The following is a 24079-nucleotide window of genomic DNA, read 5'->3' as shown; positions in this document are numbered from 1 at the left end:
GCGTGAGGGCAGAACGTGGACCCATGAGCAGCTACTACAACGCCTTTGAGATGAGCCCGGTCCCCGCCCCCGGCCCTGACGTGGTCGCGCCTGAGCCGTTCCACGGGATCTACGGGATGCCGTCGTTCGTGACGATCCCGACAACCGACCTGGCCGCTTCCGTCGACTTCTGGACCCGCGGCCTGGGCTTCTTCGACCTGTTCAGCGTGCCGGGCCAGCTCGTGCACCTGCGCCGGTGGGCCTTTCAGGACGTCCTGCTGGTCCCAACCGCGTCCGCTCCGGATCAGGCGCCGGCGGTGAGCTTCAGCTTCGCGTGCGTCCTGAACCAGATCGACACCCTCGTCACCGCGTGCCGAGCCCACGACGCGGGCGTGGTGAGCGAGCCGCGGGACACGCCCTGGGGCACCCGCGATGTCGAGGTGATCACGCCGGAGAAGGTGCGAGTCGTCTTCACTGCCGCGAAACCCTTCGAGCCGACCAGCCAGACCGCCAAGAACCTCGAAGCGATCGGCATCACCGCACCTGACGCCGACGGCGAGAAGAATGGAGCGCATGCCTGATGACAGCGACGCCGTGGACCTGACTGTTGGTCAGGCCGCGGCGCTCCTGGGCGTGACGGTCCGGACGTTGCATCACTGGGACGAGATCGCCCTTGCGAGGCCGTCGTCACGGTCAGCTGCCGGGTACCGGCTCTATGCCGAAGACGACCTCGAGCGGCTGCGGCGCATCGTCGTCTACCGCGAGCTGGGGCTCGACCTGGAAGCCATTCGGAACGTTCTCGACGATCCGAGTGCGGCCGTTGTCATTGCGCTGCGCGCCCAGCAGTCCCAGCTTGCGGCGCGGATCGAGCATCTCAGCGCGCTGGGCGATGACCTGGCCCGGATGGCCGACGCCCACGAGCACGGGCTGCTCATGACCAATGAGGAGCAGACCGCGACGTTCGGGCCTGGATGGAATCCGCAGTGGCCGGCTGAGGCGCGGCAACTCTACGGCGATACGCCGGAGTGGCGGCACTACGCCGAACGCTCGGCGTCACGCACCGTGGACGACTGGCAGGCCGTCGCCGATGCGTCTGCGGCGCTTGATCAGGCCCTTGCCGACGCCATGGATGCTGGTGTCGAACCCGGCAGCCCGGCCGCGGACGCTCTCGTTGAACAGCACCGCGAGGTGTTCTCCGCCTACTTCCCGATCACCCGGCAGATGCAGGTCGTCCTCGGCCGCATTTACGAAGCCGATCCGGGGTACGCCGCACACTACGACGGCATCCGAGCCGGGCTCGCCTCATGGTTGCGTCGCATCATCGACGCCGGCGCACGCGCCCGCGGCATCGACCCCGACACCGCCACCTGGCAGTAGGACTCGCAGCTCACGGTCGCGCGCGGAGCGGCCGACGTCGACGTGGGAACGAACGCTGCCCTGAGCCACCGTCTCGATGACCGATGGGCTACCGGACTGCGCTGCTACGGTCACCGCTCGTTGGCGGCTCGGCGGATCCAGGTGCGGAACTCGACGGCGAAGTGCTCGAGGTGCTGCTCGATCACCGCCGGGGCGCAGGTCGCCGGCAAGGTGACGGACAGACGTGCGGTGAAGCCGTCCTGCTCCTCGTCGAAGGAGTTCGCGATCGAGCCGATCACCGTCCCGTCCGCCAACAGCATGTGCGACCGGCGACCGGCAGTCGCTTCTGCGGCGGGCAGCTCCTGCTCGACGACGGCACTGTCGTCCCAGGGGCGCATGAAGAACGAGCAGACGTACTCGTCGAGGGTCTCGACGATGTTCACGTTGCGCCCCGGCTCGGCGTGGATCCCGTAGTGCTCCGGGTGTCCGGCGAGCATGACGTCCTCGCGGGCGAACGCGGCGCCGAGCCACGCACCGAACTGCGCGGCACTGATGCCCCGTGCACGGAGCGTGGTCGTGCCGGTTGCCTGCTCGCCGCCGGAGCGTCCGAGGTGGGCGCGGAGGAACGCGTCACCCGCAGCGATCTCGTCCTCGAGCAGCTCGAGCAGCTGGACCCGGCCGAGCTTCCGTTTCAGGAGCGCGAGCGCCCGGCGGGCGGAGAACAGCTCGAACCCGTCGATGGTCGAGTCGGTGTCCTCGCCGGCCAGGCGGACGGTCGCGCCGGTCACCGTGCGGCCCGGACGGGGAGCTGGAGGTACGAGGCCTGGTCGCCGCCGGTGTGCACGACGTGCCGCCCGGTGTTCGCGCCGACGTACTCGCGGATCGCCGGCATGAGCGTGCCGAGCAGGTTGCGGGAGCTCACGATGAACCGCAGCTGCTCGCCCGCGTGGAAGCGCAGGCCGACCGGGAACAGGTCGATCTCGATCTCGGCGACCTGCCCGGCAGCGAGCTTCTCGACGCGGTCGAACGAGTGCGCGGGGACGTCGTCGGTCGACAGCGCCTCGTCGAGGTGCCGGGCGGACACGCGGAGGCGTCCGTCGGAGCCCTTGTAACGCAGGATCGTCGCGCCGTGGTCGGTGAGGTCGTGCGCCATCGCCGACTGGTTCGGCACGGTGAACGCCTGCAGCGGCGTTCCCCAGCGGTCGAGCTTCTGGACGAGGACGAACAGGTCCATGTCGTCGGCGCCCCGGGCCTCGACGAACAGGTGCGCCTTCGGGTACCCGACCAGGACGGTCTCCTCGTCGAAGCGGGTCAGGAACGAGACGGCGTCCGGGTTCGCGTCGACGGCGTAGGACGCTTCTGCAGGTGCCTCGGGCGCGGCCGTGGTCAGCGTTCGCGTCCGGGCGTCGAGGAAGTACTTCGTCGAAGCGGCGTCCTGCGGCGGGAACGACTCAGCCGGCACGGCGACCTCGTCTCCGCCCTGCAGGTCGAGGACCGAGTACCGGACGGTCGGAGTGGTCTCCCACCCGTTGTCGGCGCCCTTGAGGAAGTGGTCGAAGAACCGGCGGAGGTCCTCGACGTTCGCCGGGTCGTAGTAGTCCGGCCACTCCTGGGTGTTGTGGATCCGGAGCCACTTCTCGTCGCTGGCGATCCGACGCCAGGCGCGGAAGGTCCCGGCGGTGTGCAGGGTGTTCGAGTAGCTCGCGACGACGTACGCCGGCACCTCGATCTGCGAGAAGTCAGGGATCTTCTGCTCCCACAGGTCGGTCATCAGCGGGTGGGCGTCGACCTCGGCGAGGATGTCCTCCTTCTGGCCCTTCCCGAAGAAGCTGCCGTCCTGCAGCTGCTGCGCGAACCCGGTGTCGGGCATGCCGCCGCGCTTCACGAGGTCGCGGTAGACGTCGCTGACGCCCTCCCACGGGTTGATCGCGACGAGGTGCGGGGGCTGCTCGGCGGCGGTGAACCACTGCGACACGGCGAGGTAGCTCGTGCCGCTCATGCCGACCTTGCCGTCGCACCACTCTTGCTCGGCCAGCCACTCGATGACGTCGTACGCGTCGCGGCCCTCCTGCCGGTCCCAGAGCACGCTGTCGCCCTCGGAGTCGACCACGCCGCGGATGTCGACGTTGCAGATCGCGTAGCCGTGCTCGACCCAGTACGCCGGGTCCGGTGCCTCGAACTTCTCGAGTCCGGACACCGTGCTGTTCGGCAGCCCGACGAGCCCGAACACCCCCATCACGCTGAGCGACGTGCCCTGCGCCTTGCCGTACGGGCTCCATGCCACGATCACCGGCACCGGCTCGGTACCGACCGGGCGGAACACGTCGACGTGGATGGTCGTGCCGTCGCGCAGCTGCATCGCGACGTCCTTGTCGAACACCGTGTCGACGGGCAGCGGCTTGAACTGCGGCGCGATCCGGAACCCGGCCTCGAGGGTTCGGGTGCCGGGCTCGAAGGGGGTGAGCACACCCGTGCGCGGAGCGGGCAGCGGGGTGGAGGGGACGGTCATCCTCTGGTCGGTCATCGTGTTCTCCTTCGTGCGGGAGTCCTCCGTGGGCTCGTCGTCGAGGCGAGCGTACGTCCGATCCGGCAAGAACTCAACGCGTGTTGAGAAACCCGTCGGCGGAGTAGATTGCGGGCATGGACGGAACGACGGAAGCAGCGACGACCTCCCGCGTGGGTCGCCGTCCCGGGGCGGCCAGCACCCGCACGACGGTCCTCGCGGCGGCGAGTGCGCGGTTCGCCAGCGACGGTTTCGCCGGCACGACGATCCGGGCCGTGGCGGCGGACGCCGGCGTCGACCCTTCGCAGGTGATGCAGTTCTTCGGGTCGAAGGCCGACCTGTTCGCAGCGGTGATGGCCGTGTCTCCGTCCGCGCTCCGGCGCTTCGACACGGCCTTCGAGGGTCCGGACGAGCATCTCGGCGAGCGTGTCGTCCGGGCGTTCCTACAGGCCTGGGAAGGCGCCCCGGAGGAGTCGGAACCGCTGATGGCGATGCTCCGAGGTGCGATGGTCAACGAGGACGCGACGGCGCAGCTGCGGGACTTCATCCAGGCCCGCCTCGTGCACGGAGCCTCCGGCGCCGATCACGAGGACCGTGCGCTCCGGGCCGGGCTCGCCGCGGCCATGCTCGTCGGGATCATCACGAGCCGGCAGGTCTTCGGGGTCCCTGCCGTGCTCGCAGCCGACCACGACACCGTCGTCGCGATCGCCGGACCGGCGATCCAGAGCGTCCTCGCCGGAGTCAGTCGAGCAGATGCCGAGCGTTCCGGGTCGTGAGTTCCCGCCAACTCGTCGCGTCGCGCGGTGGCTCGGCATCGTCGAGCGCGGCGATCTGCGCGTCCACGCCCTGCGTCGGCGTCCAGCACGAGTCGCTGCCGTAGAGCAGCCGATCCGTCCCGGCGACCTCGGCGAGGACTGGCACGTCGAGTGGGAACGGCGTGCCTGCCGTGTCGAACCAGAGCCGCCGCATCGCATCCTTCCAAGGCATCGTGCCGGCGGCGGCGCCGAACAACTGCTGGAACAGGGCGATCCGGTCGGAGAGGACCGGCAGGGTCGCACCCGAGTGCGGCACGATGACGCGCAGGTCCGGGTACCGGTCCAGGACGCCGGCGAACACCAGGTCGACGATGCTCCTGGTGCTGTCGAACATGAACTCCAGCATCGGGCGAGGACGCCCGAGGGCGGTGTGCTCCCACCCGACGGGCGAGGTCGGGTGCACGAAGACGGCCGCACCGCGGGCGTCGAGCTCGGCCCAGAGCGGCTCCAACGCGGGATCTCCCAGGTACTGGCCGTGCGCGTTGGACTCGAGGACGACGCCGACCGCACCCGGCCCCTGCAACGTGCGCCGGGCCTCCAGGACCGCACTGTCGACATCCGGCACCGGGAGGGACGCGAAGTACGAGAACCGGTCCGGGTGCGCGGCCGCGATCGCGGCGGCTTCGTCGTTGAGTGTCCGCGCGAGCTCCGCGGCTCGGTCGTCGTCCCCGAAGTGCACTCCGGGCGACGAGATGGACAGGACCGCTCGGGCGATCCCGCGGCGGTCCATGTCACCGAGCTGGCCGGCGAGCGACCAGCTCGGCCAGGCGGGCATGCCGTCCGGCTGTTCGTACCCGGCTGCTCGGGCCGCTGCGACGTAGTCCGCGGTGACGAAGTGTGCGTGGACGTCGATCAGTTCGGACATCGATGGCTCCTCGTTGCGTGTAGTGAACGATTCTGTATCGTAGACCGCATGACCACGACCATTCGCAACGTCCGCACCAGCTCCGGCGGGGTGACCACAACCGAGGCTGTCGACGTCGAGTTCGACGAGCACATCAGCACGGTCCGTCCCGCGGGGACCGTCGCTCCAGCCGGCGGTCCGGTCGTCGATGGAACGGGGCAGTTCCTCGTTCCGGGCCTGATCGACACGCACGTCCACCTGGGCTCCCCGGCGGCGCTGTCGTCCGCAGTCCGAGCCGGCGTCACGACGATGGTCGACCTCGGGACACACCCGGACTCCCTCGTCGACGAGCAGCGACGAGCACCGGGGGCCCCGGGGCTCCTCAGCGCGGGCTCGGCCGCCTCGGCACCGGGCAGCACCCAGATCGCTCGGATGGGCTTCCCGGACGCGAGCGGCGTGAGCAGCGCAGCCGATGCCGAGCGGTACCTGGACTGGCGGGCCGCGAACGGGTCGGACCTGGTGAAGATCATCATCGAGGACCCCGACGCCACCGACGTCCCCGCGCTCGACGTCGCAACGATCACGGCCCTGGTCGACGGTGCACGCCGCCGGGGGCTCCGGACCGTGGCCCACGTCGTGACCGCCGCGTCGTTCGTCCGCGGGCTCGACACCGGGGTCGACATCCTCACGCACGCACCGCTCGACCGGCCGCTGCCGGGCGAGACCGTCCGTCGGATGGTCGACCAGGGCACCATCGCGTCACCGACCCTCGTCATGATGCGCGCGATGGCCCGCGCGCGGCTCGGGGACCGTGCCGACGCCGCATTCGAGAACGCCGTCGAGAGTGTGCGCCGGATGCACACCGCCGGTGTGCCAGTCGTCGCCGGCACGGACGCGAACGAGACCCCGTTCGCGCCGGTTCGCCACGGCGAGGCCCTCCACGAGGAGATGCTCCTCTTGCGGGACACCGGGATGACGAACGGCGCGGTACTGACCGCTGCCACGGACGGGGCAGCGGCGGCATTCGGCCTGCACGACCGCGGGCGTGTGGAAGTGGGGCTGCGTGCGGACCTCCTGCTCACGACCGGCGATCCCCTCGTCGACCCAGCCGTCCTCGCTCAGCCGGGCGCTGTGTGGGTCGGTGGGACACTCATCTCGTGAACGCTCCCGTCCGGCGGCGCGGTGCTGACCTCGAGCACGCGATCTTCGCCGCCACACTCGAACAGCTGGCTGACCACGGCATGGCGGGCCTCACCTTCGAGAACGTCGCCGCGGCAGCCGGTGCGGGCAAGGCCTCGCTCTACCGGCGCTGGACCGATCCGGAGCAGCTCGTCCTCGCTGCCCTCGCCTGGACCGAAGACACCGCGGAGCGGAGCGATCACCCCGGGGGGACCCGACTCCAGCCGGTCGGTGACCTCCGCGACGAACTCATCGCGTTCCTGTCCGATCTCGCGGACGGGCTCACCACCCCCGTCGGACGGGTCCTCGCACCACTTCTCCTGGAGCGAGAGCGACGACCCGAGATGTGGCAGCGCATCGTCGCACTGCTCATCGAGCCGCGCCAACGCCTCGTGACCGAAGCATTCGGACGCGCCGCGGCCCGTGGCGAGATCCCCTCGAGCGCTGTCAGCCCATCACGCGTCAGCGCTGGCGCCGCACTCGTGCTCGCCCGTCACCTCACCACTGGCCCGCTGTCCCGCGACGACATCGTCGAGGTCGTCGATGACGTCGTACTTCCCGCCCTGTCGCGGTGATCGTCGCGAAGTTGCGCTGACCGACTCGTAGGGGTGTGGCGGAATCCGGGGGTGGGATCAGCGCACAGCCGGCGGCGGCCCCGTCGTGTCCCCCACCCGCAACTCCGAGATGAACGACGCCGGCTGCGGCTCCGCCCCCTCGAGCATCGCCAGCGCAGCACGAGCGGCAGCCTGGCCCTTCTGCACGAACGGCTGCACGAGCGTGGTCAGGTGCCGGATCGGCGTGCGGTGCAACAGGCTGTCGTCCACCGTGATGCCGTCGAACCCGACGACGCTGACGTCCTCGGGCACCCGCAGCCCGGCGTCGAGGGCAGCCGAGATCACCCCGACGGCGATCAGGTCGCTCTGGGCGATGACGGCGGTGGGGCGAGGGCCATCGGCAGCGAACAGCTCCACGCCTGCCAGGCGTCCTTCTTCCACCGAGCTCCCCGCCGTCTCGACCGCCACGGCGGAGGGGTAGACCTCGCGCACGCCCCGCAGTCGCTCCAGCGTCGTGAACGCGATGCCCGAGGCGAACCGGTCGTCGTCGATCGCCCCCCGCCGACGAGCAGCGTCGAGCGGCAGCGTCACCACCGTGACCGCAGTGTGCCCGAGGTCCTGCAGGTACGCAGCAGCACGGCGCGAGGCATCCCGGTTGTCGAGCTGGACGGGCACGGCACCCTCGATCTCGTCCGCCTCGATCGCGACGACGGGGATCTGCCGGCGCCGCAGCACCGCCACGGCCGGGTCGATCCGGACGTTGCACCCGACGAGCACGACGGCGTCCATCGGGGCATCGACGAGTGGGCCGGCCCCCTGTTCGTCATCGAGCGGACTCCGGACCAGCAAGAGCGAAGCGCCCGCAGCCCCGGCGACCTCGGCGATGCCGTCGAGCGTCAGGACGTTGACGGGGTCCCGGAAGGCATCGCTCAAGCGTTCGTCCATCACGACGCCGATGACGCCGGAACGGCCTCGGCGGAGCGAACGCGCACGGGGGTCGGGGCCGCCGTAGCCGAGCTCGGCAGCGGCGGCGAGGACTCGGGCCTTGGCGTCCTCGGACACCGGGCCGCTGCCGCTGAACGCGAGCGAGGCCGTCGACGGCGCGACACCGGCGGCGCGGGCAACCGCGGCCAGCGTCGGGCGCGACGGACGGGTGCCGCCGCCGTGGGAAGGCGACGCGCCGAGTGCTGTTGCCGGTTCGTCCATCGCCGGTTAGCGTAGCGGGAACAAGCGGTCGAATCGATTCGATAGCGGCCGACCTCGAACAAAACGCGCAGCGCGACCCGCACCACGACCACCAGCAACGAAGCACGATGGGACCACCATGACGACGCCGTCCACCCGCACCGTTCCGACCACCAGGGCCTGGATCATCGCGGTGTTCGTGGTGTTCACCCTGTCCGGGCTCGACATCGCGACGTGGCTCGGCCGGATCCCGAGCGTCCGCGACTCCCTCGGCGCGAGCACGTTCGAGATGGGTCTGCTCGTCCTGGGCATGGCCGTCGGTTCGATCGGCGGCCTGACCTTCGCCGGCCACATCGTCGCCAAGCTCGGCGCGCGGCGCGGGATCCAGATCGCCGCCGCCTGCCTGGCGCTCGGCATGGTCTTCGCTGGCATCGCGGTCACGCTCGGCTGGGGCTTCGCCGCCATCTGGATCGCCCTGATCGCCTTCGGGTTCGGCAACGGCCTGTGCGACGTGTCGATGAACGTCTCGGGCGCCGCAGCCGAGAAGGCCGGTGGGCGCACGATCATGCCCCTGTTCCACGCCGCGTTCAGCCTCGGCACGCTGGCGGGCGCCGGGCTCGGTGCCCTGGCCGAGCGGCTCGAGATCCCCGTCTCCGTGCACTTCATCGTGCTGGTCGTCATCACGAGCGCCGCGATGCTCGTCGCCGTCACGAAGTTCCAGGACGAGCACCGCTTCGCCGAGCAGGTCTCCACCGACACCAGCCCGGTCGCGACGCCGCTCACCCGCATGCAGGTCTGGGCACAGCCGTCCACGATCCTGATCGGCGTGATCGTGCTCGGCATGGCCCTGGCCGAGGGATCCGCGAACGACTGGCTGCCGCTCGCGATGATCGACGGCCACGGGCTCGACAACGCCGCCGGTGCCGGCGTGCTCACCGTGTTCCTCGCGGCGATGACCGTCGGTCGCGTCGCCGGCAGCCCCCTCATCGACAAGTTCGGGCGCGTCCCGATCCTGCGCATCAGCGCCGCCGTCGCGGTGGTCGGCCTCGGCATGCTCATCTTCATCGACAACGTGCCGCTCGCGATCGTGGGCGTCGTGCTCTGGGGCCTCGGTGCCAGCCTCGGCTTCCCGATGGGCATGTCGGCCGCTGCCGACGACCCCCGCACGGCCGCCGCCAAGGTCAGCGCCGTCGCGACCATCGGGTACGTGGCGTTCCTGGCCGGTCCTCCGCTCATCGGGTTCCTCGGCGAGCACGTCGGACTGCTCGGTGCGCTCCTGGTCGTCTTCGTGTTCATCATCGCGGCGGGACTCGCGTCGGGTGCCGCCCGTGAGACCGGCGCCGCCGCCAGGCCGACCCGTGGGGGCGGCGACGGACACGACGGGGGCGAGCCGCGCCTCCCGGCCGACAGTGCCGACAACGTCGACAACGCCGACAACGCGACGAGCGCTGCCAACACGACGACCGCTGCCGACGCAACCAGCACTGCTGACGCGACGAGCGCGCCGTCCGGGTCGGGACGCGACGCCCGTTAGGCTTCCCGGGTGCGTCTCGTCATCGCCCGCTGCTCCGTCGACTACGCGGGCCGGCTCTCAGCCCACCTGCCGCTCGCGACCCGTCTGCTCATGCTCAAGGCGGACGGCTCGCTGCTCGTGCACTCCGACGGTGGCAGCTACAAGCCGCTGAACTGGATGAGCCCGCCGTGCTCGATCGAGATGAGCGAGCCCGACGAGGAGCAGACCGTCGGTGGCATCACCGAGGTCTGGACGGTGACGCAGAAGAAGACCCAGGACCGCCTGATCGTGTCCATCCACGAGGTCATCGCGGACCAGACCCACGACCTCGGCGTCGACCCGGGCCTGGTGAAGGACGGGGTCGAGGCGCACCTGCAGCAGCTCCTCGCGGAGCAGATCGAACTGCTCGGAGACGGCCACACGCTGGTCCGCCGCGAGTACATGACCGCCATCGGGCCGGTCGACATCCTGGCCCGCGACGACGCCGGGGCGAGCGTCGCGGTCGAGATGAAGCGGAACGCCAACATCGACGCGGTCGAGCAGCTCACGCGCTACCTCGAACTCATGAACCGCGATCCGCACCTGCGGCCGGTGCAGGGCGTGCTGGCGGCGCAGACGGTGGCACCGCAGGCGCGCACCCTCGCCGAGGACCGCGGCATCCGCGTCCTCGTGCTCGACTACGACGCGATGCGCGGCATCGAGGGCGGGCACACCCGCCTGTTCTGAGCGCGGTCGCGTTGGTGGGTCTCCCGCCGGAACCAGGTTCCGGACACGGAACCGCGGAATCGCGTGGTGCTGTGTCCGGAACCAGGTTCCGCCCGACGGCCCGTCCGCCCGCCCGACCGGGAGGCCCGGCGCACGTCCGCCCCGTCGCGCGCGGCACCAGGATGGTCCCGTCGACCACCGCCGGTAGGGTGGGCAGGACATGACCAGCCCGTTCTCCGCCATCCTGTTCGACCTCGACGGCACCATCAGCGACTCCGCGCCGGGCATCCTCGAGAGCCTGACGCACACCTTCCGCACCGTGGGCGTCCCGGTGCCCGACCACGACACCCTGATGTCGTTCGTCGGCCCGCCGATCATGGACACGTTCCGGGTCGCGATGGGCATGGACGAGGCGCAGGCGGAGCACACCCTCGCCGTGTACCGCGAGCACTACTTCTCGCACGGCGCCCTCGACTCGACGATGTTCCCCGGCATCGACGTCGTGCTCCGGACGCTGCACGACGCGGGGCTGCCGATCTCGACCGCGACGAGCAAGCCCGAGACGCCGGCGACGTACATCCTCGAGCACTACGGGCTCACCGGGGACATCGACATCATCACGGGCGCCAGCGACGACGAGGTCCGGTCGAGCAAGGCCGACGTCGTCGAGGAAGCGCTGCGCCGCCTCGACGCCCGAGGGTTCGACATCAGCCGTCCGGTGCTCATCGGCGACCGGGTGCACGACGTCGAGGGCGCCACGGTGCACGGTGTCCCGGTGGTCTTCGCCGAGTGGGGGTACGGCTCCCCCGCCGAGGCCGAGGGCACCATCGCCACGGCCGCCACCCCGCTGGACCTGCTCCCGATCCTGCTGCCGTGACGGACGGGACCGACGCGACCGGCGGGACCGACGCGACCGGCGGGACTGACGCGACGAGCGGGCACGGCCGGACCGGCGCGACGCGGCAGGGGCTGCGTGCCGCCGCGTGGGTACTGCCCGCCGCCATCGTCCTCATCGCACTGAACTTCCGCGGGCCGATCGTCGCGACGGCCCCGGTCATCGGCGACGTCCGGCTCGACCTCGGCCTGACGTCCACGATCGCCGGGCTGCTGACGACGATCCCCGTGCTCTGCTTCGCCCTGGCGACGCCGTTCGCCAGCTGGGTCATCGCGAAGGCCGACCCCGAGCGTGCGGTGTCCCTGTCGCTCGTCATCGTGCTCGCCGGCACCGTGGTGCGCTCGATGCCGTCGTCCGCCGCACTGCTCATCGGCACCGCGGTGATCGGCATCGGCATCACGATCGGCAACGTGGTGATCCCCGTCGTCATCCGGCGGGACACCTCGCCGGAGCGTGTCGGCCTGGTCACCGGCGTCTACACGTCGGCGCTCAACGTCGGGTCGATGATCACCTCACTCGCGACCGCTCCCCTGGCGGCGCTGTGGGGTTGGCCCGTCGCGATCGCCGTGTGGGCGGTCTTCGCGGTCATCGCCGGGTTCGCCTGGACGTACGCGGTGGGTGCCCGGGCCGCGTGGCGCCGCCCGGTGCGCTCCGACGACGACGAGCCCCTGCCGATCACCGGTCCGATCGACCAGGTGCTCGACACCGGGGCGATCCGGACGATCCGCGCCGACCGGGCCGCGGCGGCCGCTGCTGCCACCGCCGCCGAGCCGGTCCGTCCTGCACGACGACTCATCACGTGGGGGCTCACGCTCGCGTTCGGTGGCCAGGCGTTCTCGTACTACGCCCTGACCGCCTGGATCCCGACCCTGCTGCACGACGAGATCGGGTTCTCGAAGGCGTCGTCCGGGGCGAGCTCGTCGGTGTTCCAGATCCTGGCCGTGGTCGGTGCGCTCGGGGTCCCGCTGCTCGCGGCGAAGTGGCGGCCGCGGGCGATCATCGCGCTCGTCGCGTTCCTGTGGCTGGCGATGCCCCTCGGGCTGCTGTTCGCCCCGCAGCTCTGGTTGCTGTGGTCGGTGCTCGGCGGCGCGGCCCAGGGCGGCGGCATCACCGTGATCTTCATCGTGATCGTGCGGATCGTGTCGAGCGACGCCGATGCCCGTCGGATGTCCGCGTTCGTGCAGGGCGGCGGGTACCTGATCGGCTCGGCCGGGCCGCTCGTGGCGGGCGCGCTGCACGGTGCGACCGGGGACTGGACGGCACCGCTGCTCGTCGTGCTCGTGTCGGTGCTGACGCTCGGGGTCGTCGGCACGCTCGCCGCGCGCCGCGTGTCCTGAGGAGCGCCGCTTGTTCGCCCGCTGCGCTGCGGGGCGCTTCGTGAGCAGAAATGGTCAGGTCGCCGCACCTGACCCGACCATTTCTGCTCACGAAGTCCCGCCCGCGCCAGCTACCGCGCAGCGAGCACCTCGCGCAGCGACATCGGGCGCCGCCCCGTGATCCGCTCGACGTCGCCGGACACGTGCGCGAGAGCCCCCTCGGCGATCGCAGTGTAGGTGCTCACCCACGCGTCCGCCTGCCACGGCTCGGGGTTCCACTGCGCACGAGACGCGTACGCCTCGTCCAACGTCTCCGGGTGGTACGTCACCGTGCGGCCACGCGCCTCGGTCACCACCGCGGCGGCTTCGGCGAGCGTGAACGCCGCCGGCCCGGTCAGCTCGTACGTGCGGTCCACGTGCGCACCCGGGTCCTGCAGCACGGTGGTCGCGACCCGTGCGACGTCCGCACGGGCGACCGCCGCCATGGCGCCGTCGCCTGCCGGCCCGCGGATCACGCCGTCCTCGCCGACCAGGTCCTCGACGAAGTCCAGGTAGAAGCTGTCCCGCAGGAACGTGTACGCCGTGTCGGTCGCGCGGATCGCCTGCTCGGTCGCCCAGTGGTCGCGCCCGAGGGTGAAGGTCGCGTCCTCGGCCGCGCCGAGGAACGACGTGTAGACGACGTGCCGCACACCGGCCCCGGCAGCTGCTGCGACGAAGGTGCGGTGCTGGTCGAGCCGGTCCTCGGCCTCGGCCGCCGACACCATCAGGAGCACGTCGACCCCCTCGAGCGCCGCCCGGCTGGCATCGGCGTCGGCGAACGTCGCGACCGTGACCTCGGCGCCGGGCAGCTCCGGCGCGCGCGCTGCGTCGCGCACGATCATCCGGAACGGCACGCCGTCCGCGGCGATCGCGCGTGCGACGGCGCCCCCGATGTTGCCGGTCGCTCCGGTGATGGCGATGGTCATGGTCGCTCCTTCGATCGGTGTCGCGTCGTTCTGATGGTCACGTCCGCACCGTCCTGGAGGCACGGATCACCGTGGGCGCGACCCTCGCCGCGTTCACGCCGTCGACCTCCACCGCCCAGGCGCGCGCGGCGTCGTGGTCGCGTCCGTGACGCATGTGCCGACCGACCAGGCGGTTGACGCGAACGCCGTCGTCGACGGTGCAGAACCAGGTCTCGGTGAACAGGTCGCCGAGCGCTGCCCACGGTTCGGCATCGTCGAGCAGGTAGTTCCCCTCGGAGACCACGAGCCGGGCGGTCGGCGGGACGGCGATGCTGCCGGCGACGGGCTCGTCGATGCGGCGGTCGAAGTCCGGCGCCCACACGGTGGTGTCGGCAGCGACGAGTCGTCGGACCAGGGCGACGTAGCCGTCGGCGTCGAACGTGTCGACGGCCCCCTTGCGGTCGTGCCGGCCGAGGGCGTCGAGCGCCGCGTTCGACAGGTGGAAGCCGTCCATCGGCACCTGCACCGCCGTGCCGGCCCCGAGTCGCTCGTCGACGGCGGCGACCACGCGGCGGGCCAGGGTCGACTTGCCGGCACCGGGAGCACCCGCGATGCCGAGCACTGCCCGGGGCCCCGCCGAGGCCAGCTCGACCGCACGCTCGACGGCGTCGTCGACGCTGCTGTCCGGGTGGCTCACGGCCCCATCCTGGCAGAGCGCGCCGACACCGGACCGGGGTGGTTCACTGGCGGCATGGTCGATGCGACGAAGGCGTTCAGCGGGTTCTCGGTACGGGACGTCCCGGAGGCGAAGGAGTTCTACCAGGACGTCCTGGGGGTCGAGGTCACCGAGGACCACGGCATGCTCTTCCTGCAGCTCGGCGACGGCCACGGTGTCCTCGTCTACCCGAAGGGCCCTGCGCACGAGCCCGCGGCCTTCACGGTGCTGAACTTCCCCGTGCCGGACGTCGACGCCGCGGTGGACGAGCTCACCGCGAAGGGCATCACGTTCCTGCAGTACGAGGGGATGACGGACGAGAAGGGCGTGAACCGCAAGGGCGGCCCGCTCATCGCCTGGTTCACCGACCCGTCGGGCAACGTCCTGAGCGTCGTCGCCGAGTGAACATGTTGTGTTCAGAAAGCTCGCGCCGGCTCCACTGACCGCCCTACCGTCTTCCCACAACGACGAGAGGACGGCCATGACCGCTGTGGTGGGACGACATTGGACCCGCGAGGAACTCCTCATCGAACGCGCGCGGGTCCGGGCGCAGTGGGACCTCGATGAACGAGAGTTCGAGCCGACCGAGCAGTGGCGCGATCTCTTCATCGACGAGTTTCTGGCGCAGGACTGGCTCGACAGCATCTCCTTCCTGCTGGGCGAGCGATGACCGGCGGTGCGGAGTCAGCGGCGCAACAGCAGATGGAACTCGCGCAGGCTCTCCTGGACGCTTGCCTGCCCGGACACGGGGCGCGAGTCGACTACGACCTCGACGTGCCGAGCGGGACGATCGTCATCCAGCCTGCTCCAGAGGCAGGAAGCACCCCGCGAGTCAGTCTGACGGTCGGAGGCGTCCACACCGCCGACGTCACGCTGTCGATACGGTTTCGCTGGTTCGACCACCTCGACGCGCTCGAGGTGAACGAGAGCCGGTTCACCCTGTTCCTCGCAGACGACCGGCAACCGCTGGTCCGTTTCGAGTTCCAAGAAGCGTTGACCGCCACCCCGCAGTCGCACTGGCACCTGCACGCCGAGCGCGGCTCGTTCAGTGCATTGCTGGCCAGGGCGGGCGACAACGGATCAGGGCGTCGCGACGCCGCTCGGCTGTCCTCGTTGCACTTCCCGCTCGGCGGCCCGCACTTCCGACCGAGTCTCGCCGACGTGGTCGAGTTCGTCATCGTCGAGTGCGGCGTCGATTCGCTCCCGACCTGGCGGTCAGCGGTGCACGAATTCCGGAAGCATTGGCGCCGAGGTGAAGCGGCGGCGACAGCTCGTCAGTTCCCCGCCGAGACCGCCCAGGCACTCCGCGCACTCGGGTGGTCCGTCCAGCCGCCGGCACCCGCTGAGATCCCGGCACAGTTCGCGACGCTGGCAGCCGGATGAGGGGTCAGCGGGTGAGCGCGCCCGCCCACGCCAGTGCTACGGGTACGAGCAGCCCGTGCCGGTGGTGCGGGAGCTCGGCGATGGGCAGCCAGCGCGACTCGTCGGTCGACCCGTCGATCTCGTCGCGCAGTGTGCCGCCGACGACCGTCGCGCGGAACACGACCTGCACGGCCTTCATCGGGCGACCGTTGGCGTGGATCCGGCGCTCCGCGGGGACGACGTGGTGCCGGACGCCGAGCAGGGCGCCGACCTCGGACTCGTACCCGGTCTCCTCGCGGACCTCGCGCACGACGGCCTGCTCGACGGTCTCGTCGAACTCGACGCCACCGCCCGGCAACGTCCACGTGCCGGCTTCGGGGAAGCGCAGCTTCGCCAGGAGCACCCGGTCACCGTCCGTGATCACGCCGTACGCGGCGAGCCGGGTGTCGTAGTCGGTGTACTCCATGGGCCGACCATGCCAGGTGGGCGAGCCGACGCACGCAAGCCGCGCCGTGCCTCCCGTCCGTGCTCCCGCTCGGAGTCCTCAGGCGTCGACGCGCGCTGCTGCCCAGCCGACCCGCATCCGGGCGACGGCGCGGTCGAAGCCGCTCAGCGGCTCGGCGTCGTCGCGGACCATCGCCTGCAGCTGCAGCCCCTCGAACAGTGCCATGAGCTGCTCGGCGGCGTGCCGGGGCGAGGCGCCGCGTGGCTCGCGTGCAGCGACGACGTCACGGACCAGGGCGAGGGTGAGGTCCTCGAACGCCCGGGTGTACTGGGTACGGAACCACCCGGCTGCGGGGTGGCCGGGGTTCGACGCGGCGCTGAGCACGGCGATCCGGAGCCGGACGAGCGCCGGGTCCGTGATGCCGGCCTCGAGCCGGGCACGCAGGTACGCGACGGCACCGTCCCGTTCGGCGACGGGCCACAGCGCGAGCCGGCTGCCGTTGTTCCACCGGTCGATGACCGCGACGACGAGGAGTTCCCACATCGGGAACGCTCGGCTGACCTCGGCGACCGGCACCTCGGCGTGCTCGGCGACCTCGTCCGGTCCGACCCGGTGGAAGTCCGTCGCGCGGTACGCCTCGATCGCACCGGACACGATGCGTGCACGGAGATCGGCGTCGGGCGTGGGCATGCAGACGATTGTCCGGTCCCGGGGGCGACCACGCGACCGCCAGTTCAGGGGGCGCGAAGACGGCCAGTGCCGGTCGAACGTCAGAGCCGGTCGAAGGTCAGGGCCGGTCGAAGGTCAGCGTCTCGTCGTCCGGGGCGGTGACGGCGCCGGTCCGGGCGAACTCGGCCCAGATCGCACGGAAGGCCCGGCCGCGCCGCTCGACCTCGGGCCAGTCGCGCTCGGGGACGAAGCGGGTGCCGGCCCAGGCCTCGCGGCCGCCGAGCAACAGCGGCAGGTCGCTCATGTGGACGGCGCCGGTCGGCGCGGTCGTCACGCCACGGAGGAGCCGGTAGGACGTCGCCCGCCCGCCGGCTCGACGATGCCGCGCGGTGAAGCGTCGGACGTCGCGGCCGTAGATGACGTCGGAGAGCGGACGGACCACCCACCAGCGGAGCGCCGGGCGCAGGATCCGTGACCGAGCGACCCGGGACAGACCGCGGACCAACGGCACGTACATGCCGGTCTCGTCCGTCGCGGAACCGATCAGGACGTCGACGTCGGGAGCGACTCGGCTCCAGGCGTCGTCGAGGTCGCGTTCGGCGGGCAACGGGGCGAACCCGTACTGGGTGCCGAACGGCATCCCGCCCGCGAGTCCGTACGGCGCGGCAGCCCGGGTGCCGAGGGCCTGCCGTTCGAGCAGGTCGTCGAGCGGGGTGTCGGCGTGCACGGCACCGACGGCCCGGATCATCGCGCGGTTCATCCGGGAACGACCGCGCGACAGCCCGAGCGGTGCGCTCTGGATGATCGCCCGGCGGAACAGCCCGGCCGCGCCGTCGCTGATCATCAGGTGGGCTGCTGCGTCGCCGCCGGCGGACTGCCCGAACACCGTGACGAGGTCGGGGTCGCCACCGAACGCGGCGATGTTCGCCTGCACCCAGCGGAGCGACTCGAGCAGGTCGAGCAGTCCGAGGTTCGCCGGGATCGACGCCCCGTCGCCCAGGAACCCGAGGACCCCGAGCCGGAAGGTCACCGACACCACGATCACGCGCTGCTCGGTCACGAGGTCGCGGGCTTCGTAGATCGGCAGGTCGCCGCCGCCGATGACGTACGAGCCGCCGTGGATCCAGACCATCACGGGCAGGCGCTCGTCGGGCGTCACGTCGGCGGGCAGCGTGATCGACAGGCGCTGGCAGTGCTCGTCGACGGTGATGTCCTCGACCTCGCCGAGCAGCTGGTCGACGAACTGCGCGTGCGGCTGCGGCGCCACGGGGGACGGCGTCGACGCGTGCAGTTCGCTCGCGAAGGGCGGCATCGGCTCCGGCGGCGCGAACCGGTCGGCCCGCGCGTAGGGGATCCCGAGCACGCGGACGACGTCGCCGTCCACCGTCCCGACGATCCGGCCGGCCGGGGTGTCGAACGGGGCAGGCGTCGCGTCGAGCATGGGCTCCACGCTACCGAGGGTCGCTGACCCGCTCGTGGGTCGGTTCGGCGACCGGACGCAGCGACCCGGATGCGGCGAAGGCGGCCACGAAGAGCACGGCGATCAACCAGAGCGCGCTGAGCGCGCCGACCTGCTCGGCGATCGCGCCGATGACGGGCGGGCCGGCGAAGTTCGCGAAGTACCCGATCGACGCGACGACGCTGACCCGGGCAGCCGGGTTCGGGCCGCTCTGCGCCGCTGCCGACATGCCGAGCGGGAACCCCATCGAGACGCCGACCGCCCAGAGGACCACGCCGATGAGCGTGAGCCACCAGGTCGTGCCGACGATGAACAGGACGGCGCCGAGGATGCCGAGCGCGGTCGTCCAGCGGACCGTCCGGACCCGTCCGAGCCGATCGACGACGGGGCCGGCGAAGACGCGCGTCGCGGCCTCGGAGACCGCGAACACGGTGAAGAAGAGTGCGCCGACCGTCGCCGTCTGGCCGTGTCCGTCGGTGGCCGCCAGGGCGAGCCAGTTGTTCGCCGACCCCTCGCCGAGTTCGACGCCGAGCATCACGACGCCGATCAGCAGCAGTCGGACGTCCGCCCAGCCGCGCGCCCACTGCCGCAGGCGCTGCCGCGGGGTGAGCGTCGTGTCGTGTTCCTCGGCGCGAGTGCCGTCCGGGATCGCCCGCATGGCGATCACGCCGACCACCAGGATGACGACGGCCTCACCGATCAACTGGGCCGAGGGGGTGATGCCCAGCCATGCGCAGAGGGCGGCGATCCCGGCGCCGAGGGCCGCGCCTCCCGACCAGGCGGCGTGCATCAACGGGAGCAGCGTGCGACCGGCGAGCGCCTCGATCGCCGTGCCCTCGACGTTCGCCATGACGTCGAGCGCGCCGATCCCGGCACCCGCGACGACGAACCCGACGCTCGCGAGCGGCACGGAGTGCAGCGCAGCGGCGACGCCGATGAGTGCCAGTGCGGCGGGGACCAGGACGGCGACCGCCGTCAGGGCACGTCGGCCGCCCAGGCGCCGGAGCAGCGAGGCGGCACTGAGCAGCCCGCCGATCGAGCCGATCGTGACACCGCCGAGCATGAGACCGATGGTGCCGATGTCGACACCGAGCTCGACGCGGAGCTCCGGGAGCCGGGGACCCCAGCCGGCCAGGCTGATCCCGCCGATGGCGAACGCGACGATGATCGCGTTCCGCCACCCGGCGAGCTGGCTGCGGTCCACGTCGACCCCGGAGGTGTGCATCCGGCTATCGAACCCGCTTGATGGGGATCACCACAAGGGCACCGATGATCGCGATCGCACCGGCGGCCCAGCACATGAGCGTGTAGTTGTCGGCGGCGTCGCCCGACCCGATCTTCAGGAAGAACAGTGCGACGGCCGGAGCGAGCGACTGCGGCAGCGCGTTGGCGATGTTGATGACCCCGAGGTCCTTGCCGGGGCGGTCGGCGTTCGGCAGCACGTCGACGACGAGCGCCGTGTCGATGGCCGAGTAGATCCCGTACGCGAAGCCCATGATGACCTCGGCCACGTAGAAGCCGTTCACGGTGTCGGCGTGCGCGAGCACGACCAGGCCGACGGCGAACATCGCCGTCGAACCGCCGACGAAGACCTTGCGACGGCCGATCTTGTCGGACGCCCAGCCGGACAGCGCCGCGCTGACCAGGAGCGCGATCGTGTAGAGCAGCACACCGAAGGCGACGGCCGCGGTGGCCTCCTTCGCGTCCTCGATGCCGAGGTGCTTCTCCATGTAGAGCAGGCGGTAGGTCGTGAACATGAAGGTGGCGAAGATGATCAGGAAGCGCGACCACCAGGCGAACGCGAAGTCCGGGTTCTTGATCGGGTTCGTCCAGAACGAGGCGATGAGGTTCAGGAACGTGAACTTCTTCAGCTTGTACGTCGGCAGGTCGTCACGGGCGACCACGGCGTACACCGCGACGAGGATGATCGCCAGGATGCCGGGTGCGATGAACAGCACCGGCAGGTTCGCGACGAAGAACACCGACAGGTAGGTGCCGGCGAGCACGGCGATGTTCTGCGCGAGGGCGATGATGCTCGACGAACGGCCGCGCTGCAGCTGGGGGACGTTGTCGGCGAAGCTCGCGAGCAGGGTGGCCAGCGTCGCGTTGGCGGCGAGCTGGGCGAGGAGCCACGCCAGCGTCAGGTTCAGGACGTCGGGCGAGTAGGCGATCCAGGCGAGGGCGATCGCGAAGACGACGACACCGCTCAGCAGCCAGGGCCGACGACGACCCCAACGGGTGCGGGTGCGGTCGGACAGCGCGCCGGCGAGGGGGTTCATGATGAGCGCACCGAACGCGCCGATCGGCAGCACCGAGCCGATGACGTTCGCCGCGTCGTCGCCGACCAGGGCCTGCGCCTTGAGCTGCATGCTGACGTAGACCGGTGCCATGAGTGCGACGAAGAGGCCGAACTGCCCGAGGAACAGGGCGATCTGGTAGCCGATGCCCACCTTCACGGTGCTGATCGGCTGGGTGATGCCCTCTTCCGGGTGCAACAGTGCCGGGCTGCCGGGTTCGGGTGTGCTCATGACGCCTCCTCGAGTCGATGCTGGTGGCCAAAACCGTCTCGTGCACGGTTTTGACTGGCTGAGCATACATCGACAGGTGTCGTTCATGTAATGACGTGCGACACGGGGGGACGCAAAAACTACACACCGGGTGGTTTTTGGGGTAGCGTCGTCATCGATCTCGCCGTGGAGCATCGCTCCTCGACGGACTGCGACACCCGGTGCTTCGACACCTGGGAGTCGCGACACCCAGACAGGACCGAAGGAGCCTCTGCAATGCCCACCACTTCTGTGCAGCTGTACTCGCTGCGAGACGCCATCGCCGAAGACCTCGACAAGGCCATCGCCCGCGTCGCCGAGATCGGGTACGAGAACGTCGAGCCCTACGCGTTCGTCGAGCGTGCCACGGACCTCGAGCGTGCCTTCGCCGCGACCGGCCTCAAGGCACCGTCCGGCCACGTCGCCGTGATCGACGCCGACGACACCGCGCCGATCTGGGACGCCGCCGAGCGCCTCGGCATCCAGACGGTCATCGACCCGTTCATCCCGACCGACCGCTGGCAGACCGCCGACGACGTCGCGAAGATCGCGGAGCGCGTCAACGTCCTGACCGCCGAGGCAGCCTCGCGCGGCCTGAAGTTCGGCTACCACAACCACCAGTGGGAGTTCACGAACAAGGTCGACGGCCGCACGGTCTACGACCACTTCGTCGAGCAGATCAGCCCGGAGACGGTGCTCGAGCTCGACACCTTCTGGGCCACCGTCGGCGGCGCCGACGCCCCCGCCGTCCTTCGGGCGCTCGGCGACCGCGTCGTCGCCATCCACGTCAAGGACGGCAAGGTCGACGGTGACATCCTCACCGCGCTGCCCTCGTCGGAGAGCGCGCTCGTCGTGCCCGAGGCGCTGCAGCGTGCGTTCGAGAACCAGACCCCCGCGGGCCAGGGCGACGTGAACGTGGCGGGCATCCTCGCCGCGGCGCCGCAGGCCATCCGCGTCGTCGAGTTCGACGCCTACTCGGGCGACGTCTTCCAGGGCATCACCGAGTCCCTCGCATGGCTGAAGGACAACGACAAGTGAGCCGCATCGGAGTCGGCATCATCGGTGCGGGGAACATCTCGGACCAGTACCTGACGAACCTGACCCAGTTCGCCGACGTCGAGGTCCTGATGGTCGCCGACCTCATCCTCGAGCGCGCCGCGTCGCAGGCCGAGAAGTACGGCGTCCCCGCGTCCGGCACGGTCGAGGAGCTCCTCGCCCGCGACGACATCCAGATCGTGGTGAACATCACGATCCCCGCCGAGCACGCCAAGGTCGGGCAGCAGATCATCGCTGCCGGCAAGCACACCTGGAGCGAGAAGCCGGTCGCGACGAACGCCTCGGACGCGCAGGAGCTGCTCGCAGCCGCTGCGGCCGCCGGTGTCCGCTACGCCTGCGCCCCCGACACCGTCCTCGGTGCCGGCATCCAGACCGCCATCCGCGCCATCGCCCGCGGCGACATCGGCACGCCGCTCACCGCGACGACGATGTTCCACGTGCCCGGACCGGACCAGTGGCACCCGGACCCCGAGTTCCTGTACGCCCAGGGCGCCGGTCCGCTGTTCGACATCGGCCCGTACTACGTCACGACGCTCCTGCACGCCTTCGGCGCCGCCTCGCGCGTGCAGGCCGTGTCGTCGAAGTCCCGCGAGACGCGTGTGATCGGTTCCGGCCCCCGCGCCGGCACCGAGTTCGCCGTCGAGGTGCCCACGCACCACGCAGCGCTCATCTCGTTCGAGGGTGGCCAGTCGGCGCAGACGACCCTGTCGTTCCAGCACGCACTGCCCCGCAACGGCTTCGTCGAGATCAACGGCTCCGAGGGCACCATCGTGCTGCCGGACCCGAACGTCTTCGACGGTGACAGCACGCTGTGGACGCTCGGCAAGGACGAGCCGACCACGCTGACGCACAAGGGCTCCACCTGGGGCCGCGGCACGGGCGTCGTCGAGCTGGCCCGCGCGATCGCCGAGGGCCGCCCGGAGCGCGCCTCCGGTGCCGTCGCGTCGCACGCGCTGGACGTCATGCTCGGCATCCGCGATGCCGCCGAGTCGGGTCAGTCCGTCGAGATCACCTCGTCGATCGACCCGATCCAGCCGCTCCCCGAGGACTTCGACCCCGCCGCCGCGGTCCTCGCCGAGGCCGCGAACGCGTAGTCACGTCGTGCGTCGCGCACCGCGCCGCACTTGGTGAGCAGAAATGGTCGGGTCCCGAACGGGGACCCGACCATTTCTGCTCACGAAACGCACGCGCCACGCACGGACGCACGCACCACGCGCGCACGCGCCGCGCTCACTCCGGCGGCGCCGGCACGATCTGCTCGAGCAACCGCAGCACCTTCTCGCCGTCGACCGCCTCGGGGTCGAGCAACCACTGCACCTGCAGCCCGTCGGACGCCGCGATGCTCAGCGAAGCGAGGTCGACCGGGTCCAGGTCGCTGCGGATCCGTCCCGCCGCCTGGTCCGCCGCGATCAACGCGGCCAGGTCGGCCCGGAGCCGGGTGAACCGCTCCCGCATGAAGTCACGTGTCGCCGGGTGCCCCTCCTGCACGGCGTCGGCCGCGAGCGTCGTGTAGAGCTGCACCAGGCCCGGCACCGCACGGTTGCGCGAGGCACTGTCGCGCATGTCCCCGATCGCCGACTTCAACCGGTCGGGCGCCCCCTGCTCGCGCACCTCGTGCTCGCGGTAGACGGCGAGCAGCAGTTCGTCACGGCTGGGGAAGTAGTGGCGGAGCGCCGCGTGGGTGATCCCGAGGGCCTCGGCCACGGACCGCAGCGACGACGCGTCGACGCCCTGTTCCGCGACCATGCGGATCATCTCGTCGAGGATCTGGGTCCGGCGCTCGGCTCCCTTGCGGTACCCGCCGCGTCGCGGCGGGGCCGCGTCGTCGTCGGCGGGGTGCGTCATGCACCCAACTTACCGCTGGAAGGTTTTTCCGCCACCGTCTGGAGGCCCGCAGCGATTGGACTGGTCCCCGGTTCTTGGACTGATTAGTCGGTTCGAGATCGGGGATGGTTCGTGTGGGTGGTACCGCGTCGTCGTTGACGAGTGCGCAGCGGGTGGCTGCGGTGGAGTGGTTCGGTCGGGGGTTGAGTGATTGG

At 70.9% G+C, this 24079-nt stretch carries 26 protein-coding genes; 14 read left to right on the top strand and 12 right to left on the bottom strand.

Annotation, left to right across the window (positions count from 1 at the left end):
* The first annotated feature begins 23 nt into the window (after positions 1-23).
* A complete protein-coding gene (locus tag EDF53_RS15990; protein ID WP_123294480.1) occupies positions 24-560 on the top strand; it encodes a VOC family protein in 537 nt (178 codons plus the stop codon).
* On the top strand, positions 553-1356 hold the full coding sequence (locus EDF53_RS15985) for a MerR family transcriptional regulator (protein WP_185021083.1): 804 nt from the start codon (positions 553-555) through the stop codon (positions 1354-1356). Before EDF53_RS15990 ends, EDF53_RS15985 begins: the two co-directional genes overlap by 8 nt.
* Positions 1357-1466: 110 nt before the next feature.
* On the opposite strand, the gene EDF53_RS15980 is transcribed toward EDF53_RS15985, so the two are convergent.
* Complete coding sequence (locus tag EDF53_RS15980) at positions 1467-2123, bottom strand: hypothetical protein (protein ID WP_123294478.1); 657 nt, start codon at positions 2121-2123, stop codon at positions 1467-1469.
* A complete protein-coding gene (locus EDF53_RS15975) occupies positions 2120-3859 on the bottom strand; it encodes a CocE/NonD family hydrolase (RefSeq protein WP_123294625.1) in 1740 nt (579 codons plus the stop codon). The genes EDF53_RS15980 and EDF53_RS15975 overlap by 4 nt, the downstream gene beginning before the upstream one ends.
* A gap of 116 nt (positions 3860-3975) precedes the next feature.
* Here EDF53_RS15975 and EDF53_RS15970 point away from each other — a divergent pair, with 116 nt between their 5' ends.
* Positions 3976-4614: a TetR family transcriptional regulator gene (locus EDF53_RS15970; RefSeq protein ID WP_123294477.1), complete on the top strand. Its 639-nt coding sequence runs from the start codon at positions 3976-3978 to the stop codon at positions 4612-4614.
* On the opposite strand, the gene EDF53_RS15965 is transcribed toward EDF53_RS15970, so the two are convergent.
* Complete coding sequence (locus tag EDF53_RS15965) at positions 4580-5518, bottom strand: amidohydrolase family protein (protein ID WP_123294476.1); 939 nt, start codon at positions 5516-5518, stop codon at positions 4580-4582. The genes EDF53_RS15970 and EDF53_RS15965 overlap by 35 nt on opposite strands.
* Positions 5519-5566: 48 nt before the next feature.
* On the opposite strand from EDF53_RS15965, the gene EDF53_RS15960 reads away from it, so the two are divergent.
* Together EDF53_RS15960 and EDF53_RS15955 are read left to right on the top strand one after the other, a co-directional pair.
* Positions 5567-6658 carry an amidohydrolase family protein gene (locus EDF53_RS15960; protein WP_123294475.1) on the top strand — a complete coding sequence of 364 codons (1092 nt, stop codon included), beginning with the start codon at positions 5567-5569 and terminating at the stop codon, positions 6656-6658.
* Positions 6655-7251: a TetR-like C-terminal domain-containing protein gene (locus tag EDF53_RS15955; RefSeq protein WP_123294474.1), complete on the top strand. Its 597-nt coding sequence runs from the start codon at positions 6655-6657 to the stop codon at positions 7249-7251. The genes EDF53_RS15960 and EDF53_RS15955 overlap by 4 nt, the downstream gene beginning before the upstream one ends.
* Before the next feature lie 57 nt (positions 7252-7308).
* On the opposite strand, the gene EDF53_RS15950 is transcribed toward EDF53_RS15955, so the two are convergent.
* On the bottom strand, positions 7309-8436 hold the full coding sequence (locus tag EDF53_RS15950) for a LacI family DNA-binding transcriptional regulator (RefSeq protein ID WP_185021082.1): 1128 nt from the start codon (positions 8434-8436) through the stop codon (positions 7309-7311).
* Positions 8437-8554: 118 nt separating this feature from the next.
* Here EDF53_RS15950 and EDF53_RS15945 point away from each other — a divergent pair, with 118 nt between their 5' ends.
* The 4 genes from EDF53_RS15945 (at position 8555) to EDF53_RS15930 (ending at position 12865) form a co-directional block, all read left to right on the top strand.
* On the top strand, positions 8555-9949 hold the full coding sequence (locus EDF53_RS15945; protein ID WP_260215918.1) for an MFS transporter: 1395 nt from the start codon (positions 8555-8557) through the stop codon (positions 9947-9949).
* A gap of 9 nt (positions 9950-9958) precedes the next feature.
* Positions 9959-10654: an endonuclease NucS gene (gene nucS / locus EDF53_RS15940; RefSeq protein ID WP_111083752.1), complete on the top strand. Its 696-nt coding sequence runs from the start codon at positions 9959-9961 to the stop codon at positions 10652-10654.
* A 199-nt stretch (positions 10655-10853) separates the two neighbouring features.
* On the top strand, positions 10854-11510 hold the full coding sequence (locus tag EDF53_RS15935; RefSeq protein WP_123294473.1) for an HAD hydrolase-like protein: 657 nt from the start codon (positions 10854-10856) through the stop codon (positions 11508-11510).
* Positions 11507-12865, top strand: a complete 1359-nt coding sequence (locus EDF53_RS15930) for a CynX/NimT family MFS transporter (RefSeq protein ID WP_311316841.1) — start codon at positions 11507-11509, stop codon at positions 12863-12865. The genes EDF53_RS15935 and EDF53_RS15930 overlap by 4 nt, the downstream gene beginning before the upstream one ends.
* 110 nt (positions 12866-12975) lie before the next feature.
* Here the strand turns inward: EDF53_RS15930 and EDF53_RS15925 are convergent, their stop codons facing one another.
* The gene (locus tag EDF53_RS15925; protein WP_123294472.1) at positions 12976-13809 is read right to left on the bottom strand and encodes an NAD(P)H-binding protein; all 834 of its coding nucleotides are present in this window, start codon (positions 13807-13809) and stop codon (positions 12976-12978) included.
* Positions 13810-13846: 37 nt separating this feature from the next.
* Positions 13847-14485, bottom strand: a complete 639-nt coding sequence (locus tag EDF53_RS15920) for a nucleoside/nucleotide kinase family protein (protein ID WP_123294471.1) — start codon at positions 14483-14485, stop codon at positions 13847-13849.
* 54 nt (positions 14486-14539) lie between these two features.
* Here EDF53_RS15920 and EDF53_RS15915 point away from each other — a divergent pair, with 54 nt between their 5' ends.
* The 3 genes from EDF53_RS15915 (at position 14540) to EDF53_RS15905 (ending at position 15886) form a co-directional block, all read left to right on the top strand.
* A complete protein-coding gene (locus EDF53_RS15915; protein WP_123294622.1) occupies positions 14540-14908 on the top strand; it encodes a VOC family protein in 369 nt (122 codons plus the stop codon).
* A 76-nt stretch (positions 14909-14984) separates the two neighbouring features.
* Entirely contained in the window at positions 14985-15173 is a 189-nt protein-coding gene (locus tag EDF53_RS15910) for a hypothetical protein (RefSeq protein ID WP_123294470.1), read from the top strand.
* Between the two features lie 32 nt (positions 15174-15205).
* Complete coding sequence (locus EDF53_RS15905) at positions 15206-15886, top strand: hypothetical protein (protein ID WP_148058370.1); 681 nt, start codon at positions 15206-15208, stop codon at positions 15884-15886.
* Positions 15887-15890: 4 nt separating this feature from the next.
* Here the strand turns inward: EDF53_RS15905 and EDF53_RS15900 are convergent, their stop codons facing one another.
* From EDF53_RS15900 to EDF53_RS15880, 5 genes are all read right to left on the bottom strand, one after another.
* Positions 15891-16331, bottom strand: coding sequence for an NUDIX hydrolase (locus tag EDF53_RS15900; protein WP_123294468.1), 441 nt, complete (start codon positions 16329-16331; stop codon positions 15891-15893).
* 78 nt (positions 16332-16409) lie between these two features.
* The gene (locus EDF53_RS15895; protein WP_123294467.1) at positions 16410-17000 is read right to left on the bottom strand and encodes a TetR/AcrR family transcriptional regulator; all 591 of its coding nucleotides are present in this window, start codon (positions 16998-17000) and stop codon (positions 16410-16412) included.
* A gap of 97 nt (positions 17001-17097) precedes the next feature.
* The gene (locus EDF53_RS15890) at positions 17098-18420 is read right to left on the bottom strand and encodes a carboxylesterase family protein (protein WP_123294621.1); all 1323 of its coding nucleotides are present in this window, start codon (positions 18418-18420) and stop codon (positions 17098-17100) included.
* 10 nt (positions 18421-18430) lie between these two features.
* Positions 18431-19663: an MFS transporter gene (locus EDF53_RS15885; RefSeq protein ID WP_123294466.1), complete on the bottom strand. Its 1233-nt coding sequence runs from the start codon at positions 19661-19663 to the stop codon at positions 18431-18433.
* Between the two features lie 4 nt (positions 19664-19667).
* On the bottom strand, positions 19668-20966 hold the full coding sequence (locus EDF53_RS15880) for an MFS transporter (protein WP_123294465.1): 1299 nt from the start codon (positions 20964-20966) through the stop codon (positions 19668-19670).
* Between the two features lie 255 nt (positions 20967-21221).
* On the opposite strand from EDF53_RS15880, the gene EDF53_RS15875 reads away from it, so the two are divergent.
* Both EDF53_RS15875 and EDF53_RS15870 read left to right on the top strand, forming a co-directional pair.
* Complete coding sequence (locus EDF53_RS15875) at positions 21222-22022, top strand: sugar phosphate isomerase/epimerase (RefSeq protein WP_185021081.1); 801 nt, start codon at positions 21222-21224, stop codon at positions 22020-22022.
* The gene (locus EDF53_RS15870; protein ID WP_123294463.1) at positions 21998-23134 is read left to right on the top strand and encodes a Gfo/Idh/MocA family protein; all 1137 of its coding nucleotides are present in this window, start codon (positions 21998-22000) and stop codon (positions 23132-23134) included. The genes EDF53_RS15875 and EDF53_RS15870 overlap by 25 nt, the downstream gene beginning before the upstream one ends.
* A gap of 136 nt (positions 23135-23270) precedes the next feature.
* Here EDF53_RS15870 and EDF53_RS15865 read toward each other — a convergent pair whose 3' ends face one another.
* Positions 23271-23885 (bottom strand): TetR/AcrR family transcriptional regulator, encoded by a 615-nt coding sequence (locus tag EDF53_RS15865; protein ID WP_111083743.1) that lies wholly within the window; start codon positions 23883-23885, stop codon positions 23271-23273.
* Between the last annotated feature and the right edge of the window lie 194 nt (positions 23886-24079).

This window comes from Curtobacterium sp. PhB78 (assembly GCF_003751685.1).
GTDB lineage: Bacteria > Actinomycetota > Actinomycetes > Actinomycetales > Microbacteriaceae > Curtobacterium.
The sequence above is the reverse complement of the archived record's forward strand: the minus strand, read 5'-3'. Positions and strand labels throughout refer to the sequence as shown.